Origin of the sequence: Streptomyces sp. NPDC017529, assembly GCF_044329785.1 — a bacterium.
Classification (GTDB): Bacteria; Actinomycetota; Actinomycetes; order Streptomycetales; family Streptomycetaceae; genus Streptomyces.
The window spans coordinates 556,441-574,569 of the sequence record NZ_JBIRJY010000003.1; the positions used below are offsets into that span (position 1 = coordinate 556,441).

At 72.5% G+C, this 18,129-nt stretch carries 11 protein-coding genes; 6 read left to right on the forward strand and 5 right to left on the reverse strand.

Annotated features, from left to right (window positions below; translation table 11 throughout):
- Positions 1-60: 60 nt before the first annotated feature.
- The 3 genes from ACH4K4_RS09740 to ACH4K4_RS09750 form a co-directional block, all read right to left on the reverse strand.
- Entirely contained in the window at positions 61-1,203 is a 1,143-nt protein-coding gene (locus ACH4K4_RS09740; RefSeq protein ID WP_398166057.1) for an esterase-like activity of phytase family protein, read from the reverse strand.
- A gap of 96 nt (positions 1,204-1,299) precedes the next feature.
- Entirely contained in the window at positions 1,300-2,943 is a 1,644-nt protein-coding gene (locus ACH4K4_RS09745) for a penicillin-binding transpeptidase domain-containing protein (RefSeq protein WP_398166059.1), read from the reverse strand.
- A 195-nt stretch (positions 2,944-3,138) separates the two neighbouring features.
- Complete coding sequence (locus ACH4K4_RS09750) at positions 3,139-5,928, reverse strand: discoidin domain-containing protein (protein ID WP_398166061.1); 2,790 nt, start codon at positions 5,926-5,928, stop codon at positions 3,139-3,141.
- 207 nt (positions 5,929-6,135) lie between these two features.
- On the opposite strand from ACH4K4_RS09750, the gene ACH4K4_RS09755 reads away from it, so the two are divergent.
- From ACH4K4_RS09755 to ACH4K4_RS09775, 5 genes are all read left to right on the forward strand, one after another.
- Positions 6,136-6,945, forward strand: a complete 810-nt coding sequence (locus tag ACH4K4_RS09755) for an ATP-binding cassette domain-containing protein (RefSeq protein ID WP_398166062.1) — start codon at positions 6,136-6,138, stop codon at positions 6,943-6,945.
- The gene (locus tag ACH4K4_RS09760; RefSeq protein WP_398166064.1) at positions 6,917-9,247 is read left to right on the forward strand and encodes a YhgE/Pip family protein; all 2,331 of its coding nucleotides are present in this window, start codon (positions 6,917-6,919) and stop codon (positions 9,245-9,247) included. Before ACH4K4_RS09755 ends, ACH4K4_RS09760 begins: the two co-directional genes overlap by 29 nt.
- A complete protein-coding gene (locus tag ACH4K4_RS09765; protein WP_398166065.1) occupies positions 9,244-9,921 on the forward strand; it encodes a TetR/AcrR family transcriptional regulator in 678 nt (225 codons plus the stop codon). The genes ACH4K4_RS09760 and ACH4K4_RS09765 overlap by 4 nt, the downstream gene beginning before the upstream one ends.
- Before the next feature lie 171 nt (positions 9,922-10,092).
- Positions 10,093-11,787, forward strand: coding sequence for an NAD-dependent malic enzyme (locus tag ACH4K4_RS09770; RefSeq protein WP_398166322.1), 1,695 nt, complete (start codon positions 10,093-10,095; stop codon positions 11,785-11,787).
- Positions 11,788-12,132: 345 nt separating this feature from the next.
- Positions 12,133-13,101: a nitroreductase/quinone reductase family protein gene (locus ACH4K4_RS09775; RefSeq protein WP_398166067.1), complete on the forward strand. Its 969-nt coding sequence runs from the start codon at positions 12,133-12,135 to the stop codon at positions 13,099-13,101.
- A 55-nt stretch (positions 13,102-13,156) separates the two neighbouring features.
- Here ACH4K4_RS09775 and ACH4K4_RS09780 read toward each other — a convergent pair whose 3' ends face one another.
- Both ACH4K4_RS09780 and ACH4K4_RS09785 read right to left on the reverse strand, forming a co-directional pair.
- On the reverse strand, positions 13,157-14,845 hold the full coding sequence (locus ACH4K4_RS09780) for a thiamine pyrophosphate-binding protein (RefSeq protein ID WP_398166069.1): 1,689 nt from the start codon (positions 14,843-14,845) through the stop codon (positions 13,157-13,159).
- Positions 14,842-16,335 (reverse strand): sodium:solute symporter, encoded by a 1,494-nt coding sequence (locus tag ACH4K4_RS09785; RefSeq protein ID WP_398166070.1) that lies wholly within the window; start codon positions 16,333-16,335, stop codon positions 14,842-14,844. Before ACH4K4_RS09785 ends, ACH4K4_RS09780 begins: the two co-directional genes overlap by 4 nt.
- 142 nt (positions 16,336-16,477) lie before the next feature.
- Between ACH4K4_RS09785 and ACH4K4_RS09790 the strand changes: the two genes are divergently transcribed.
- Positions 16,478-18,118, forward strand: coding sequence for a PucR family transcriptional regulator (locus ACH4K4_RS09790; RefSeq protein ID WP_398166072.1), 1,641 nt, complete (start codon positions 16,478-16,480; stop codon positions 18,116-18,118).
- Positions 18,119-18,129 lie beyond the last annotated feature (11 nt).

The following is an 18,129-nucleotide window of genomic DNA, read 5'->3' on the forward strand; positions in this document are numbered from 1 at the left end:
AACAATCCGGACGCCGTTACAGGGGCGGGCTCGGCCGTCCTGCCCGGGTGGCGGCGCGGCTCAGCGGCCGCCGGGCCGCACGGTCAGGCCGTACAGGCGGGTGATCTGCTTCGGACTCTCGTTGTCGTCGCTGACCAGGAGCAGGCGCAGCCGGCCGCCGGGCGCGCGGCCGGTGACCGCCATGCCCTCGATGTTGTCCAGCAGCGGGTTGGCCTGCGGCTGGTGGGCGGGCGCGCCCAGGGATGGGCAGGCGCCGAGGTCGGCGAGGAGCTTCTTGCGGGCGGGGCGTACGGCCTCGCCACCCGGCAGCCCGGCCACGCCGCCGACGTCGCTCGCCCGGCTCGGGTCGGCGAGGTAAAGGCGCACGGTGTTGCCGACGCCGGCCGTGAAGCCGCGCTCCAGGACGAGCAGCCGGCCGTCGGGGAGGGCGGCGATCTCGGAGACGCCCAGTCCCGCGTCCACGGGATACGCGTACTGCGTGCCCAGCCGGTACGCGGCGGAGCCGGACCGGCCGCCGCGCCGCTGCCAGGTCTGGAAGCGCAGCAGCGGGCGGCCCGCCGCGTCCTTGCCGTCGCCGGTGAGCTGTCCCTCCATGGAAGCGGTCAGAGTGCCGCCGCCGGGACGGAGGGCGAGGCCCTCGAAAGTCTGGTTGGCCTGGGCGCGGCCGGCCGGCGCGACGCGCAGCGCGCCGGGAAGCGGCAGCCGCCCGAGGAGCGTGCCGGAGCGGTCGTAGCGCCGTACGGACGGCTCGGTCTCGGAGGAGACGAGGTAGCCGCCGCCGGGCTCGACGGCCAGCCCTTCGGCGTCGAGGGCGGCGCCCTTCTCGTCGGCGAGCGGCGCGGTGCGCACGGGGCGGTTGCTCTTCGCGTCCAGGCCGATCAGCGCGGAGCGGTCGGAAAGGGTGGCGATGGAGCCGTCGGTGTCGCGGGCTAGGGCGGAGAGGTTGCCGACGAACGTGCCGTGGAACGTGGTCTTGTCCAGGGCGTCGGAGTAGCGGTCGACCGAGACGGCCGGGGAGCAGCGGCCGCCCCCGTGCGCACGCGCGGAGCCCGCCGACGTCACCGGTCCGGAGGCGGCGGAACGGGCCGCCTCGGGGGCGGCCGGTCCGGAGGCCGCCGGCGGGCTCCCTTCGGCGCATGCCGTGAGGCACCCGGCGGCCAGCACTGCTGCGGTGGCACGGACAACCGCGGAACGTACGCGCACGAGGGGGTCCTCCCGTTCGTCGACGGCCCGGGGCGGGCGCGCCCCGGGCTGCGGGCAGGCCCCGACGCGGGCACGCCCCAGTGTCGACCCTTCCCCTCAGCGGCCCGCCGCGAGCACCCTTCGGACAATCGGGCCCGCCGCGTCGCCGCCGTGACCACCCTGCTGGACGACCGCGGCCGCCGCGGCGTCGTTGCGGTAGCCGAGGAACCAACTGTTGGCGTCGCCTTGGCCGTCGGCCTCCGCCGAACCGGTCTTGGCGCCGATGTCGCCGCCGAGCCCGGCCATCGCCCGCGCTCCGGTGCCGCTGACGGCGGTACGCCGCATCATGGCCCGCAACTGGGCGGCGACCGACGGCGGCAGCGACCGGGTCGCGTGGGCGATCGGCCGGTCGTCCAACTCCTGGGACACCAGTACGGGCTGGGAGAAGTACCCGGCCTTGGCCGTGGCGGCGACGGACGCCATGTTCAGCGGGTTGGCCTGGACGCGGCCCTGGCCGATCAGCGACGCCGGCGTCTCCGCGCCGTCGCTCTGCGGCACGCTGCCGTCGAACGTCGGTATGCCGACCTTCCAGTCCTTGCCGAGCCCGAAGACGTCCTGGGCCTCGCTGCTGAGGTCCGCGCCCGACACCCGGTCCGCCAGGCCGACGAAGGCGGTGTTGCAGGAGCGCGCGAAGCTGTCGGAGAACGTGCCGCCGTTGATCTGGAACATGCCCTGGTTGTGGAAGGAACGGCCGCCCGCCGACGCGTATTTCGGGCACTCGACGCTCTTGCCCGCGGAGACCAGGCCCTTCTCCATCAGCATCGCCGCCGTGACGACCTTCATCGTGGAGCCGGGCGCCAGCCGGCCCTGGAAGGCCGCGTTGAACTGGTCGGAGCGGTGGTTGGCGACCGCGAGGATGTCACCGCTGCCGGGTTTGACCACGACGACCGACGCCTCGCGGTAATCCTTGACCGCCGCCTCGGCCGCCCGCTGCACCTTCGCGTCCAGCGTCGTACGGAGCGTCCCCGGGCGCCCCTTGACGATGGTGAGCAGCGTCTTGCCGGGCTCGCCGCCCTCGCCGATCACCCGTACCTCGACGCCCTGGACGCCACCGGCCTTCTTGCCGTAGCTCTCCCGGAGGGCGGGGAGGATCGGGCCCAGTGACGGCAGCTCTTCGGCGTCCAGTTCGGTGCCGTTGCGGTCCACCGCCTTGACGGGCGGCGCGCCGTCCGAGCCGGTCCGCAGGCTCTCACCGCGCCGCAGGCCGGGATGGACCACGGTGGGCTGCCAGTCGACGAGGGCCTTGCCGGTGGTCTTGCCGCGTACGACCCGCAGCGCCGAATCGTAGGCCCAGGTCGTGTGCGCCCCCTCGTCCTCCTCCTTGCCGACCGCCAGCTCGGCGGTGACGTGGAAGGGGACCTTGTCGCCGGCGCTCTCCCCCGCCTTGAAGGTCACCTTCGACACGCGCGCGTCGGTCCGGAAGCCGTTCAGGGCCTGGCGCGCGCCCTCGGCGTTGTCCGTGAGGAGTGCGGCGCTGTCCACGTCGCCCTTGCTCCAGGCCGCGAGGAAGTCGCGCGCGGTGTCGCGCACCTCTTCCCCGGACGGTGGCCCGGTCTGTCTGGACGCGGCGGCACCGGCCGGCGCGCCGTCGGACGCCGAGTCTCCGCTGAACGCCTCGTAGACGTTGTACGCGCCTACGCCGACCACCCCGACCACCGCGGCAGCCACTCCGCCGACCACGTACTTCACGCCCGTACGCACAGTTCCCTCCCCAGGTCAGACACACCGTGCGTGTCCGGACACTATGTGACGGAAGTGGTCACGGATGTCTCATTCAGGGGAAGAATTGGTCACTTCTGGTCCAGGTCAACGACGGCCCGGACCGCGCTGGTGGTCCGGGCCCGGGCAGCCCCGGACCCCCTGACCACCAGCGTGTCGGCCTTCCCGGCCCGGTGCTTACTCCTTCGGCGCCTTTTGCACCGTCAGCTCGGCGAGGCCGGGCCGCCGGCCGCCCTTCGCCGCTTCGGCGCCGTGCACCGTCAGCCGTACGTAGCGGGCCGTCGTCCGTCCGGCGTATCCGGTCCCGTACCAGTGCTTGCCGTCCATCGAGACCTGCGCGACGTACGAGTCGGGTACCCCGCCCTTCCAGCGCGGGGTGATCTGCCCGATGCGGGAGGGCTTGCCGAGGTCGACGGTCACGCTGCCGTCCGGGCCGTCCGGCACCCAGGAGGTGGCGGCGTTGCCGTCCACCGCGGCGCCCGCGTACATGCCGGGCTCCTCCGAAGTGGCCCACGCCGTCCGGCAGCGGGCCGCGTTGTCCGTCGGCGTGAGGTCGGGGCGGCGGGTCTTGAGCGTCAGGGGCACGCCCCGGCTCACCACCCGCTCGCCCTCGGGCGACTCGACGCGCATCGGCGCACCGGCCGTCAGCCGCACCGTCGTGCTGTGCGCGCCGATCTCCACGTCGTACGTACGCCCCTGCCAGCGCAGCCCGCGCAGCGTGACGCCGTCGGACAGCTGCGGCGGCAGCATCGGGTCCAGGCGCACCGCGTTCTCGCGCATCCGCAGCCCGGTCAGCCCGTTGGTGAAGGTCTGCAGGAAGCCGCCCTTGCCGGTCAGGAAGTCCTGCGCGGGCGATCCGGCGTGCGGGTCGCCCGCGCCCGCCTTGTCGCCACGCGCCTCGGAGAACTGCCCGAAGGCCCCGCGGACGAACGGCTTGATCGAACGCGTCATGTACGTATACGTGGAGCAGCCCGCCTCACCGGCCCCGGCGGCGGCGATGGCGTGCACCGAGTCGGTCATGGCCGGGCCGTCCGGGTCGGTGAGCCCGGCGTAGTGGTCCAGCGTGTTGACCTTGGCGCGCTGCGACATGGGCCAGTCCAGCGGGTACATGAGCAGCACGGTGTCGGCCTGCTTGATCATCGTGTTCTTGTACCCGTCGTACTGCTGGAAGACCTCGTTCTTCGCGTCGTACGGGATGCGGATGCGGTCGGCGATGTCCTTCCATGCTGCGGGGGCCTGCTGACCGAGAAGTTCGGCGGCCCGGCCGGCGTTGCGCAGCGCGGTGACCGCGCCGGCGTTCGTGAAGACGCCGTCGTCGACTCCGTTGCTGTACTCGTCCGGCCCGGCCACGTTCTTGACCGAGTAGCTGCCGTCGGCGTTGCGGGTGACGCGGGACGCCCAGAATTCCGCGATGCCCTTCATCACCGGCCAGCCGCGGTCACGCAGCCACGCGGTGTCCTTGGTGGCGAGGTAGTACTGCCAGGCGGCCAGTGACACGTCGCCCATCAGGTGGTTCTGGGTCTTGCAGTGCGGCGGGTCCCAGCTGTGGCACTCGTTCCACAGGTCGCCCTTACTGCCGCTGGTCCAGGGGTAGAACAGCCCCTTGTAGCCCAGCTTCTTCGCGTTGGCGGCGGCGCCGGCACGGGTCTGGTAGCGGTATTCGACGATGGACTTGGCGAGGTCGGGGTGGGCTGCCAGCAGTCCCGGGTACATCCAGGTCTCGGCGTCCCAGAAGATCTCGCCCGCGTAGTTGTCGCTGGTCAGTCCGGCCGGGCTGATGCTGTCGCGGCTTCCGGACCGGGTGCTGGAGAGCAACCCGTACTGGGCCGCGCGCACCCACGCCTGCATGTCCCGCTGCCCGCGTCCGTGCACCTCGACGTCGCTACGCCACAGCTTCTGCCAGGCCGCGGCGTGTTCGCGGTACAGCGCGTCCCAGCCCCGCTGTGCGGAACGCTGCGCGGCCCGGGTCGCGGCGGCGCGCGGAGTACGGGAGGTGAGGGCGGTGTCGACGCCGACGTACTTGGTCAGCTCGTAGCTGCGTCCGGACTGCACCGGGAACGTGACGCTCTGCCGGTTGCCCAGGTCCTTCGCGGCTCCCGCCCGCTGCGTCGTCGCGCGCTGCGCGGAGATCTGGGGTCCGGGGCGCAGGGCCGAGGCGACCGCGCCGTCCGTGTTCGTGCCGTCCGTACGGAAGGTGACGTCCATCGTCCGGCCGCCCGGCCGCGCACCGCCGCCGGTCTGCGACATCCGGCGCGCGCCGCGCCCGTCGAGCCGGTCGGTGACAGTGGCCCGGCCGCCCCAGTGCGGCGTCATGCGCAGCCGCACGGCACCGGTGTGCGCGCTGGTGCGGTCCGCGAGCACCTCGTACACGAGGTCGGTGGCGCGGCCGTCGGCGGCCGTCCATGTCAGTGACGTACGGACCAGGCCGCAGCGGATGAACTGGGTCTGGCGGTAGTTCGAGATGCGGCCCGCCGGGGTTCCCGAGTCGAAGGTCTGCGGGCGGTCGCCGTCGGCGGTGACGTCGAGGCCCGTCCAGGTGGGCAGCGCGGCGATGGCCTGGCGGCCCTTGAGGTTCTCCGGTCCGCGCGCGTACAGGCCGGAAACGAAGGAGCCGTCGTAGCGCGGCGTCTTCAGCGGCCAGCCGGTGGTTTCGCCCGGGGCCGTGTATCCCGTTCCGTTGGGAGCTATTCGCTGGCCGAGGTAGCCGTTGCCGACGAAGGCGTGGTGGCCGTCCCCGGGGTCGATGCGGGTGGCGGTGGGGGTCCAGCCGTCGCCGTTTCCGGTGCGGGCGCGCGCCAGATCCTGCGGCGCGCAGGAGGCACTGGACGATGCGGCGGACTGCGCGGGCCGCGTTTCCGCGGACGCGGTGGCCGCGGGCGAGGGCGGTGTGGATGCCGACGCCGATGGCAGCGTCGCGACGAGAGTTCCCGCGAGCAGCGGGGCGATCAGTTTGGCCGAGTGAGTCATCGGTCTCCGTCGTACGTGTCCGCCGGTGCCCTCCGTGACGCAACTGCACCACAGATCACACCGAGAACATCACCAACAAACGCCCCAAAAGCATCGGAGCGCCCCACCCGCCACATGACGGAGTTCACAGGATCGCGCGCCGATTGGTCAATAGGCCGGTCCGTACGGCACACTTTTAGACTGACCAGTCAGAACAAAGGAGGGGCCGTGGACACCACCCGCCAGGGGGCGGCGGTCAACGCCAGGGGAATCGGAGTCAAGGGCCCGCGGGGGTGGGCGTTCAGAGACGTCAGCATCACCGCCGACCCGGGTTCGCTGATCGCCGTCGAGGGCCCGTCGGGCTCCGGCCGCACCTGCCTCCTACTGGCGCTCACCGGCCGCATGCAGATCGCCGAGGGCCACGCCACGGTCGCCGGCTTCCCCCTCCCCAAGCGCATGGGAACGGTGCGCAGCCTGACCGCCATCGCGCACGTCCCCGGGATCGCCGACCTGGAACCGGCCCTGACCGCCGCGGAACACCTGGAGGAACAGGCCCTGCTGGGCCGCCGGGTGGCCGGTTCGCTCGGCGCCCGGCTGCCCTGGGGGCGGCGCTACAAGGAGGAGACGCGGGCCCGCGTCGAAGCCGCGCTCGCGGCGGTCGGCCTGGACCCGGCCACGCTGCCCAAGGGACTGCGTACGGCGGTACGGGACCTGGAGCGCATCGAGGCGCTGCGGCTGTCGGTCGCGCTGGCCGTCATGCACGGCCCGCGGCTGGTGGCCATCGACGACGTCGACCTCAAACTCTCCGCCGACGAACGCTCCCAGGTCTGGCAGATGCTGCGGGACCTGGCGCTGAACGGCACGACCGTGGTGGCCGCGACCGGCAACGCACCGAAGGACGCGATCGTCGTCCGGACCGCGTCGGCGACCGCCGAGCCCGCCGCCCCCGCACCCACTTCGACCACCGGCACGGCCGGTCCGACCGACATCCACGAGGAGGAAGCAGCCCATGCGCTCGCCGAAGCTCGCCGCGCTTGAGCTCAAGCGCTTCGGCAGGGGCAAGCTCCCCCGGCTGGGCCTCGTCGCCCTGATGCTGATCCCGCTGCTGTACGGCGCGCTGTACCTGTGCTCGTTCTGGGATCCGTACAGCAATCTCGACAAGATCCCGGTCGCGCTCGTCAACGACGACAAGGGCGCCACCGCCGCCGGCAAGAAGATCCAGGCCGGCGACGAACTCGTCAAGAACGTCAAGGACAGCAAGACCTTCAACTGGGAGGAGGTCAGCTCCGCCGACGCCGAGAAGGGCGTCGAGAACGGTACGTACTACCTCTCCCTGACCGTCCCTGAGGACTTCAGCGAGCGGATCGCCTCCAGCTCCGGCGACCACCCGGAGACCGGTGCGCTCCAGGTCCGCACGAACGACGCGAACAACTACATCGTCGGCTCGATCTCCAAGACGATCTTCTCCGAGATCCGGGCCAAGACCTCGGCGAAGTCGTCGCGCGAGTTCTTCGACAAGATCTTCGTGTCGTTCTCGGACCTGCACGACAAGACGCAGCAGGCCGCGGATGGCGCGGGCAAGATCGACGAGGGTCTGGGCAAGGCCAAGGACGGCACCGACAAGCTCGCGAACGGCCTGGGTACGGCCAAGGACAAGAACGGCGAGCTGACCGACGGCCTGGGGAAGCTGGACAAGGGGTCCGGCGATGTGAGCAAGGGCGCGGGAACGCTGCGGGACAAGAGCGGTGAGCTGAGCAAGGGAGCCGGCGCCGTGAACAAGGGCGCCGAGGAACTCAACGCGGGTCTCGGCACCGCCAAGTCGAAGGGCAAGCAGCTCAGCGACGGCGCCGACCGGGTCGCCGCCGGCACCAAGCAGCTCGCCGACAAGGTGAACGGCATCGCCAAGAAGGACCTGCCCTTCCTGAAGGCGCACAGCAAGGAGATCGGCGACAAGGCACGCGTCGTCGCCGACCTCAGCCAGGCTCTCGACGAGGACCTCGGCAAGCTGCCGCAGAATTCCGCCAAGGCTGCTGCTCAGGCGCGGAAGAACGCCGACGACGCCCGGTCCCTCTACCAGGAGAGCTGCGGTGGCGCCGACACGGGCAAGGCCGACTGCGCGAAGCTGAAGGGCATCGCGGCGGGCACCGCCATCGCCGCCGACGCGGCGGAGAAGGTCAACGGCGTCGTGACCAGGATGGATCTCCAGCACCTCCGCACCCAGCTGCGCGAGCTGCACCGCGGTGCCGAGCTGGTCGCCGACAAGGCCCCGGGCATCGCCGACAACGCGGACACCGCGATCCGCCAGATCAACGACCTGAACGCCGGTGCCCAGAAGGTCTCCCAGGGCGTGGGGCAGTATGTCCAGGGCGTCGGCGCGCTCGCCGACGGCAGCGGCAAGGTGGCGAACGGCACGGGCAAGATCGCCGACGGCAACGGCAAGCTCGCCAACGGCGCCGGTGACCTCGCCGACGGTGCTGGCAAGGTCCACAACGGCATCGGCGACGCCAAGAACGGCTCCGGACGGATCGGCGATGGCCTCGGGAAGCTGGAAGACGGCGCGCTCGACCTCAAGGGCGGCGTTTACCAGCTCAAGGACGGCTCCAACCAGCTCGCCGGCAAGCTGGACAGCGGTGTCGCGCAGATCCCGGACTACGACAAGAAGGACCGCGACGCGCGGACCGAGGTCATGTCGAACCCGGTCGAGCTGGCATCGAAGTCCATGCACAAGGCGCCCAACTACGGCACCGGTCTGGCCCCGTACTTCATCCCGCTGTCCCTGTGGGTCGGCGCGATGGTCGCGTACATGCTGCTCGCGCCGCTCGGCAAGCGGGCGCTCGCCGCGGGGGCGCCGGGCTGGCGCATCGCGCTCGGTTCCTGGCTGCCGGCCTTCGCCATCGGCGTCGTGCAGGTGCTGGCCCTGATGGCCGTACTGCACTGGGGCCTCGGCCTGGAGATGGCACGCTCGGGAGCCACCATCGGCTTCCTGTTGCTGGCGACGGCGGCGTTCACCGCGATCATCCAGTTCTTCGGCGCGCAGTTCGGCCCGGCGGGCCGCGTACTGACGCTCGTCGTGCTGATGCTCCAGCTGACGTCGGCGGGCGGCACGTACCCGGTGCAGACCAGCCCCGGCTTCTTCGGCGCCATCCACCCGTTCCTGCCGATGAGTTACGTGGTGGACGGCCTGCGCCGGCTCATCACCGGCGGTGACCTGGGCATCGTGTGGCAGGGTTCCATCGTTCTGGCGGCCTTCACGGTCGGCGCGCTGGCGCTCACGTCGCTGACCGCGCGCAGCCGGCAGGTCGTACGGATGAAGGACCTGCACCCGGAACTGAGCCTGTGAGCGTGCGTACCGAGCACCTCGCGGGGCAGGGGGGCGGCGTCGTTCGCGGCGCCGCCCCCGGCCCGGGGCCGCGCCGCGGCGCCACCCGGCGCAAGCTGTTCGACGCGGCGGTCACGCTCATCGCCGAACAGGGTTTCTCCGCCACCACCGTGGACGAGATCGCCGAGCGCGCCGGCGTCGCGAAGGGCACCGTCTACTACAACTTCGCCAGCAAGAACGTCCTGTACGAGGAGCTGCTGCGGGACGGCGTCGACCTGCTCGCCGCCTCCCTCCAGGAGGCCGCCGACCGGGCGGTGCGGGCGGACGGCGGCACCCGGGTCGACGCGCTGGACGCGATGATCCGCGCGGGCCTGGACTTCATCGCCGGCTCGCCCTCCCTCACCCAGCTGTACGTGGCCGAGCTGTGGCGGACGAACCGGGTCTGGCAGCCGACCCTGCAATCCGTACGCGGCCGGGCGGTCGCCGTCGTCGAGTCCGTGCTGCGCGACGCGGTCGCCACGGGCGAGCTGAGCGACGAGCTCGACATCCCGCTCACCGCCTCCGCCCTGCTCGGCATGGTGCTGGTGGCCGCGCTGGACTGGCTGTCCTTCCAGCCGCACCGCTCGGTGGAGGACGTGCACGCCTCGCTGTCCCGGCTGCTCCAGGGCCGGGTCAGCCCCCCGCGGCCGGCCTAGAGCCACACCCCCCGTAACCGCAGGCCAGAGCCCTGCCCCCGGATCCGTCGGATGCGGGGGCAGGGCTCTCGCGCGAGACTGGCCCGGCGGGTGACGCACCGGCCGGGCGGCCGGGCGGCGCCCGGCGCGCAGGGTCGGTGAGCGGTGTCGATACGGAAGCGGGTGCGGCGGATGGGCAGGCTGCCGTGGGTGATGAGCGATCCGCTGGCCAACCGCGGCACCGCCTTCACCGCGTCCGAACGCGACCGTCTCGGCCTCGTCGGCAGGCTGCCCGACGCGGTGCTCACCCTGGACGAGCAGGCGCGGCGCGCGTACGAGCAGCTGCGCCGCCAGTCCGGCGACCTGGCGGCGTACATCAACCTTGAGCAGCTGCACGACCGCAACGAGGTCCTGTACCACCGGCTGCTCACCGATCACCTGACGGAACTGCTGCCCATCGTCTACGACCCGACCGTGGGCGAGGCGATCAAGACCTACAGCCACGAGTACCGGCGTCCGCGCGGCGTCTTTCTCTCCATCGACCGCCCCCAGGACCTGCGCCGCTCGTTCGAGGAGCTGGATCTCCGGCCCGACGCGGTGGACCTGCTGGTCGTCACCGACGCCGAGCAGATCCTCGGCATCGGCGACTGGGGCGTGCACGGCATCCAGATCTCGGTGGGCAAGCTGGCGGTCTACACGGCGGCCGCGGGCATCGATCCCGCGCGCTGCCTGCCGGTGGTCCTCGATGTCGGCACCGACAACGAGACGCTGCTCAACGATCCGCTGTACCTCGGCGTACGGCACAGCCGGACGCGCGGCGCGCGCTACGACGCGTTCGTCGCCGCCTACCTGGACACGGTCTCTTCCCTGTATCCGGACGCGCTGCTGCACTTCGAGGACTTCGGCGCGGGCAACGCCCGGCGCTTCTTGGAGCAGTACGGCGAGCGCTACCGCATGTTCAACGACGACATGCAGGGAACCGGCGCCATCACCCTGGCGGCGGTCCGGACCGCCCTGGACGTCGCCGGGTCGCACTTCCGCGACCAGCGCGTCGTGGTTTTCGGCGCCGGGACGGCCGGGGTGGGCATCGCCGACCAGTTGCGCGAGGCGATGATCCGCGACGGCCTGGACGCGGACGAAGCCACCCGCCGCGTCTGGCTGGTCGACCGGCCGGGGCTGTTGCTGGACGACATGGACGGGCTGCGCGACTACCAGCGCGGATACGCCCGGCCGGCGGACGAGGTCGCGGACTGGCCGGGCGGCGGAGCGGCTGGCGGTCCGGCGGGCGGCGAGGCGTCCCGGGAGGGCGTCGATCTGCTGACGACCGTACGGAACGTGCGGCCGACCGTCCTCATCGGTACCTCGACCGTGCGCGGCGCGTTCACCCGGGAGGTCGTGGAGGAGATGGCGGAACACGTCGAGCGGCCGGTCGTCTTCCCTCTCTCCAACCCCACCGAGAAGATGGAGGCGACACCCGCCGACCTGCTGCGCTGGACCGGCGGGAAGGCGCTGACGACGGCCGGCGTCCCGGTGGATCCCGTGGAGATCGACGGCGTGCGGCACGTCATCGGCCAGGCCAACAACGCTCTGGTCTACCCCGGTGTCGGACTGGGCGTCGTGGTGTCGCGCGCCGAGCGGCTGACGCCCGGCATGCTCCTCGCCGCGGCGGACGCGGTCGCCGGACAGGTCGCGGGCGGCGGGCCGGGGGCGCCGCTGCTGCCGCAGGTCGAGAATCTGCGCGCCTGCTCGGCGGCCGTCGCGGTGGCGGTGGTACGGGCGGCAGTCGCCGACGGGGTCGCACGCGTCGCCCCCGGCGATGTCGTACAGGCGGTCCAGGACGCGATGTGGCAGCCGGTGTACGGGGAGACGCCGCGGCCATCGTGTTGACGCTCCTATCCGTGAACGGATCTAATGGGAACGCGTGTGCGCGTGACGTCGGTCAAAGAGCAGTGGGCCGGCCGGCAGTCGGGCGACACACCTTTCACCCAGGGACGACGCCATGAGTTCACACTCCACAGGCCGAGCCTGACCTCACCGCGCCGAGCGCTCCCCGTACCCGTGTCCCGTGACCGGTCTCCGTGACCGGTGGTCGGCGTCCTTCCGGACCAGGTCCGCGTGCGGTGGCTTCGCGCTGTGTGCGCTTTTCCCTGCCACATCCGCCTTTCCCGCGGGAGCATCGGCCCCCGATGAGGCCGTGCCCGCGGAACACGTTTCATGGAGCGCGACACCAGCATGCCCAGTTCCTACAAATCCGGCCCCTCCACGCCCAATTCCTTCAATCAATCGGTCATCGAAGAGTTCCGAGCCAACGGGGGAAAGGTCGGCGGCCCCTTCGAAGGCGGTGACCTCCTCCTGCTGACCACCACCGGCGCGAGGACGGGCGAGCCGCACACCGTGCCTCTCGGTTACGTCCGACACAGCGGCCTGCTGCTCGTCGTCGGTTCCAACCTCGGCGCGCCCCGTCACCCCGACTGGTACCGCAACCTGCTCGCCCGCCCTCAAGTACAGGTGGAGGTGGGCAGTGAGACGTACGAGGCGATCGCGGTGCCCGCCGAGGGCGAACGCCGTGACCGGCTGTTCGAGCAGGTGGTGCGCGAGGTCCCCGGATACGGCGACTACCAGGCCGGGACCACCCGTACCCTCCCGGTCGTCGTACTGGAACCCGCCGAGCCCGAGTACCGGGAAGCGGACGGGGAGCTTCCCCGCGAGGTCACCTCTCTCGCCGGCAAACTCGTGCAGGTCCACACGTGGCTTCGCGCGCAGTTGCGGCACGTACGGGAGGAGGCCGAGGCCCATCTCGCGGCGTCGGCGGCTCACCGGGGGCCCGGCGCACCGCCGGCGCCGGGGCTCGGCATGCAGATCCGGCAGCACTGTCTGGCGTTCTGCCAGAGCCTGGAGTTCCACCACACCGGCGAGGACGGGCACGTGTTCCCCGCCGTCGCCCGGTATCACCCGGAACTCCGGCCCGCCCTCGACCGGCTTCAGGAGGAGCACCGGACGATCGCCCGCCTCCAGGACGGACTGCTCGCTCTGCTCGCGGACATCGGCAGTGCCGATCCAGCGCGTTTCCGCGCCGAGTTGGAGCGGATGACGCGGGAACTGCTGGCGCACCTCGCCTATGAAGAGGAGCAGTTGCTCCCGGCGCTGGCCGACGTCCCGTGGCCGCCGGTTCCGGCCGGGACCACCGCGCCCCGGCCCTGACCACCTGGAGCGGGCCCCGCCGGTACGGTCCGGGGCCCGCTCCTTCCGCCTCCCGTCACCCCGCCCCCGTACCCAGATGCGTCGGCGCGAACATCCGCAACCGGGCGGGGAGGTCGACCACGGAAGGGCCCGGGACGGCGAGGGCCGCGGCCAGGTCGGCCCGCAGGTCTTCCGGACACGTACGGACCGCCGGTACGCCGAAGGACCGCGCGAGGGCCACGAAGTCGGGGCGGGCGAGTTCGGTGGCGGTCGCCTGCCCGAAGGCGTCGGTCATGTACTCGCGCAGGATGCCGTAGCCGCCGTCGTCCACGATGAGCCAGGTGACCGGCAGGCCGTACTGGCGGGCGGTGGCCAGTTCGGCGATCGAGTACATGGCGCCGCCGTCGCCGGAGACGGCCAGCGTGGGGCGGCCCGGGTCGGCGACGGCAGCGCCGAGCGCCGCCGGGAAGCCGTAGCCGAGGCCGCCGGCGCCCTGGGCGGAGTGCATGGCGTTCGCCGTCCGCGGGTCGAAGGCGGACCAGGCCCAGTAGCCGAGGATCGTCATGTCCCAGAAGCTGGGCGCCGCGTCCGGCAGCGCGTCGCGCACGGCGGCCAGCACGGCCTGCTCCGGTTCCAGCCCCTGCCCGTCGATCCGTTTCCTTACGCGGCGGAGCACGCCGGCGACCGCTTCGGCCGCCGCCTCCGTACGGCCCGGACCACCCGCTTCCCGGGCCCGGTCGCGCACGGTGGCCGCCAGCTGTTCCAGGGCGATCCGCGCATCGGCGTGGATGCCCAGCGCGGCGTGGTTGGCCTCCAGTTTGCCGAGGTCGGCCTCCACCTGAACGACGCGGCCGCGCGGGCGGAAGGTGTGGTAGTTCGAGGAGAGTTCGCCGAGCCCGGAGCCGACGACGAGGAGGACGTCCGCATCCTCCAGGAAGTCGGTCGTGTGGCGGTCCTCCAACCAGGACTGGAGGGAAAGCGGGTGCTTCCAGGGGAACGCCCCCTTGCCGCCGAACGTCGTCGCCACCGGCGCGCCCAGCTTCTCCGCGAGAGCCAGCAGCGCGGCCTCGGTCCCCGCCCGTACGACGCCCCCGCCCGCCAGGATCACCGGGCGGTCCGCCTCGGAGAGCCGGCGCGCGGCTTCCGCGATCAGCTCGCCGCGCGGCGCCGGTTTCCGTACGTCGGCCGTGAGTTCCGCGACCACCGGCACGTCCACCGGTGCCAGCAACACGTCCTGCGGGATCTCCAGCCACACCGGCCCGTGCGGGACGCTCGCCGCAGACGCCCACGCCTCGGCCACCGCCGACGGGATCTGTGACGCCGTACGCACCGTGTGCACCGACTTCACCACGCCGCGGAAGGACGCGCTCTGGTCGGGTAGTTCGTGCAGGTATCCGTGGCGTCCACCGCCGAGTCCCGCGACCGGGACCTGGCTGCCGATGGCCAGTACGGCGGCCGAAGCGGCCGCGGCCTCCTGGAGCGCGGGGAGCGTCATCAGGGCGCCGGGCCCGGTGGAGACCAGCAGGGGCGCGACGCCGCGTGTCGTACGGGCGTGGGCGTCGGCGGCGAAGCCCGCGTTGTTCTCGGTCCGCAGCCCGACGTAGCGCAGGGCGGAGCGGCGCAGGGCGTCGAAGGCGCCGAGCGCGTGCTGTCCGGGCAGCCCGAAGACGGTGTCCGCGCCGAGCGCCGCCAGCGACTCGACGACCAGGTCACCTCCGGTGCGCCGCGGCGTTGCCGGCGGCTGGGTGGCGGTGGCGCTGCTCATGGCCGGGATCCGCCTTCCGCCGCGTTTTCCATGGGTGGCTGCGGGACATCGTCCGAGGGCGGGCCGCCGGCGGGATGCCCCACCCGCTCCCGCCACCTCGCCAACACCGCCGCGTCCGTCGGTTTCGTCGCCAGGCTCACCGTCACGTACACGACCAGCGACGCCAGCAGCCCGTACGCGATCGGTTCGTTGGCCAGAACTCCGAACGCGGCCATCAGCCCGACGACCGTCCCGCCGCCCGCCACGACGGCGGCGAGAGCCCCCGTACCCGTTCCGCGACGCCACACCAGGCCGCCCAGGATGGGCACCAGCAGCCCGCCGACCAGCAGGTTGTACGCGACGGTCAGGGCCTGTACGACGTCGTTGAGCGCGATCGCGGCGCCGATGACGGCCACGCCCATGATCAGGATGAACGCGCGGTTGCCGCGCACCTCGTCATGGCCGGGGCCGCGGTCCGGCAGGGCCCTGCGGAGCCGGGTCCAGATGTCGTTGTTGGCCACCGTCGCACACGCGATCAGCGCCCCGGACGACGTGGACATCACGGCCGACAGCGCCGCCGCCAGAACCAGCCCGCGCACGCCGACCGGCAGCGCGTCCGTCACGATCGTGGCGAACGCGTCGTCGGGGCTACCCAGTTCGGGGTACAGCACCTTGGCCGCGGTGCCTATGACGGCGCCGGCGAGCGCGTAGAGCAGGCAGTACGTGCCTGCCGCCGTACCGCCCAGCCGGGCGACCCGGTCGCTGCGCGCGGTGAACACCCGCTGCCAGATGTCCTGGCCGATCAGCATGCCGAAGGTGTAGATCAGCACGTACGTGAAGACGGTCTGGCCGCCGATGCCCAGCGGGGCGAAGTACTCGTGCGGCAGCCGGGCCTCCATCCCGGCGAAGCCGCCCGCCCTGACGACCGCGACCGGCAGCAGGAGCAGCAGCACCCCGATCGTCTTGACGACGAACTGCACCATGTCCGTCAGGGTGATCGACCACATGCCGCCGAGCGTCGAGTACGCGACGACGATCACGCCGCCCAGCACGATCGATACCGTGCGGTCCAGGTCGAACAGCACGTCGAAGATGGTGGCGTACGCGATGGTGGAGGTCACCGCCAGCATCAGCGTGTACGCCCACATCACGACGCCGGAGATCACGCCGGCGGAGCCGCCGTACCGCAGGTCGAGCATCTCGGAGACCGTGTAGACCTTCAGCCGGGCGATGCGGGCGGAGAAGAACACGCTCAGCGCCAGCAGGCCGAGCCCGATGGCGAAGACCATCCACGCACCCGACAGACCGTACTGGTAACCCAGCCCGACCCCGCCGATCGTGGACGCGCCGCCGAGGACGATCGCGGCCATGGTCCCCGAGTACATCGCGGGCCCCAGACGCCGCCCCGCGACCAGGAATTCGCTCTTCGACCTGGCGCGGCGCATGCCCCACCAGCCCATCGCGAGCATTCCGGCCAGATAAGCGGCAATCACCGCGTAGTCCACGGCCATGGGCCATCCCTTCACGCCGCACCGAGGGGCCCCGGCGGTGGGCCGGGGTGGGGGGTCTCGCGGGTTGACCCTAGGAGGCGGCCGGGCGGCGCTGAAGTGTACTTTTCCTCCACCCTGCTTCCCCGGAGTGGATGGTTCGCACATGCTGCACTCGTCTTCGCGCCGGGCCGCGCCGGCACCGCACCCGGCAGCGGCTCCGCCTACCCCGGCCGTCCCCCTCTCCACGCTGCTCGACCGCGCGGACCTGGGCCTGCGGCAGGTCGCGGGGCCGCGCGGGGCGGACGCCGTGGTCCACTGGGTGCACACGTCCGAGATGGCCGACCCGGTCCCGTACCTGCTGGGCGGCGAACTGCTGCTCACGGCCGGCGTCCACTTCGACCCGGCGGTGGCCGCGGACGCGGGACCCGGTACGTACCTCGACGGTTACGTGCGGCGGAGCCTCGCGGCCGGGGCCGCCGCCCTCGGCTTCGGCGTCCTGCCCGTCCACGACGCCGTGCCGGCCGCCCTCGTGGATGCCTGCGACCGGCACGGCCTGCCGCTGCTGGAGGTGCCGCCGGACACGCCGTTCACCGCGGTCGAGAGCGCGGTGTGGCAGGCCGTGACCGAGGCGCGGCACCGTGAGTTGACCCGCCTCAGCGAGGCCCAGCGCGCCCTGTCTGCCGCGGCCGCCCGGCCCGATCCCGCTCCCGCCGTCCTGCGCGCCCTGTCCCGTCACACCGGCGGATGGGCTGCCCTGCTGGCCCCTGGCGGCGATGAACTGGCCACGGCGGGACCGGCGCCCGCCCCCGCCTGCCGTGCCGCCGCCGTACGCCTGGTCCGCATCGTCACCCCGGACGAGCACGACGAGCAATCCACCCTCCCGACCTGGCACCTCACCCCGTCCTCGGCCACCGACACCCTCGCCGACGGCACCCACCTCGCCGTTTACACCCTCACCGGCCCGGCCTCCGGCGACTCCCCCGCCCCGCGGGCCGCCACCGCCCCCGTCCTCGCCGTCACCTCGCGCCCGTACGACGCGACCGCCCACACCGTCGCGGGAGTCGCGGCGGTCCTGCTCTCCCTGATCACCGGGCAGAGCGGCGGACCCGCCGGCACGGCAACGGCGGCGGCCACGCTCGCCGGCCAACGCGCCGCGCTGACCCGCATGTTGCTCGGCGCATGCCCGGCCGACGCCGCTCCGCTGCTCACCCCCTCCCGCTGGACCGTCGTACACGCCCAGCGCCGCCGCGACAGCGACGCCTCCGTCGAAGCGTTGGCCTCGGCTCTGGGTACGTCGTTGATCGACCCCGGCCCGCTTCCGGACCCGGCCGCGCCCCGTCCCGTCGTGCGAGCGCTGATCCCCGGAGACGCCCCCCGCCTCGCCGCCGCACCCGGCTGGACGCTCGGCGCCGGCGAACCCGTACCCGTCGCCGACCTGCCCGTCGCCGACCGGCACGCCGCGACCGCCCTCCGCCGCGCCCTCGCCCGCCGCGCTCCGCTGGCCCGCCACCGCGCCCCCGGCCCGCACAGCGTCTCGGCCCTCGTCGCGCCGCCCGACGCCGAAGCCCACGCCCGCGAACACCTGGGACCGCTCCTGGACTCCCCCGACCTGCTCGTCACCCTGCGCGCCTGGATCGCGCAGCACGGCAGTTGGGATCGCACCGCCACCGCCCTGGCCGTGCACCGCAACACCGTCCGCCAGCGCATCACCCGCATCACGCGGCTGCTCGGAACGGATCTCGACGACGCCGACGTACGCATGGAACTCTGGTTCGCGCTCAAGGCCCTGGACACGCCCCGGTAGGGCCGCGCGCC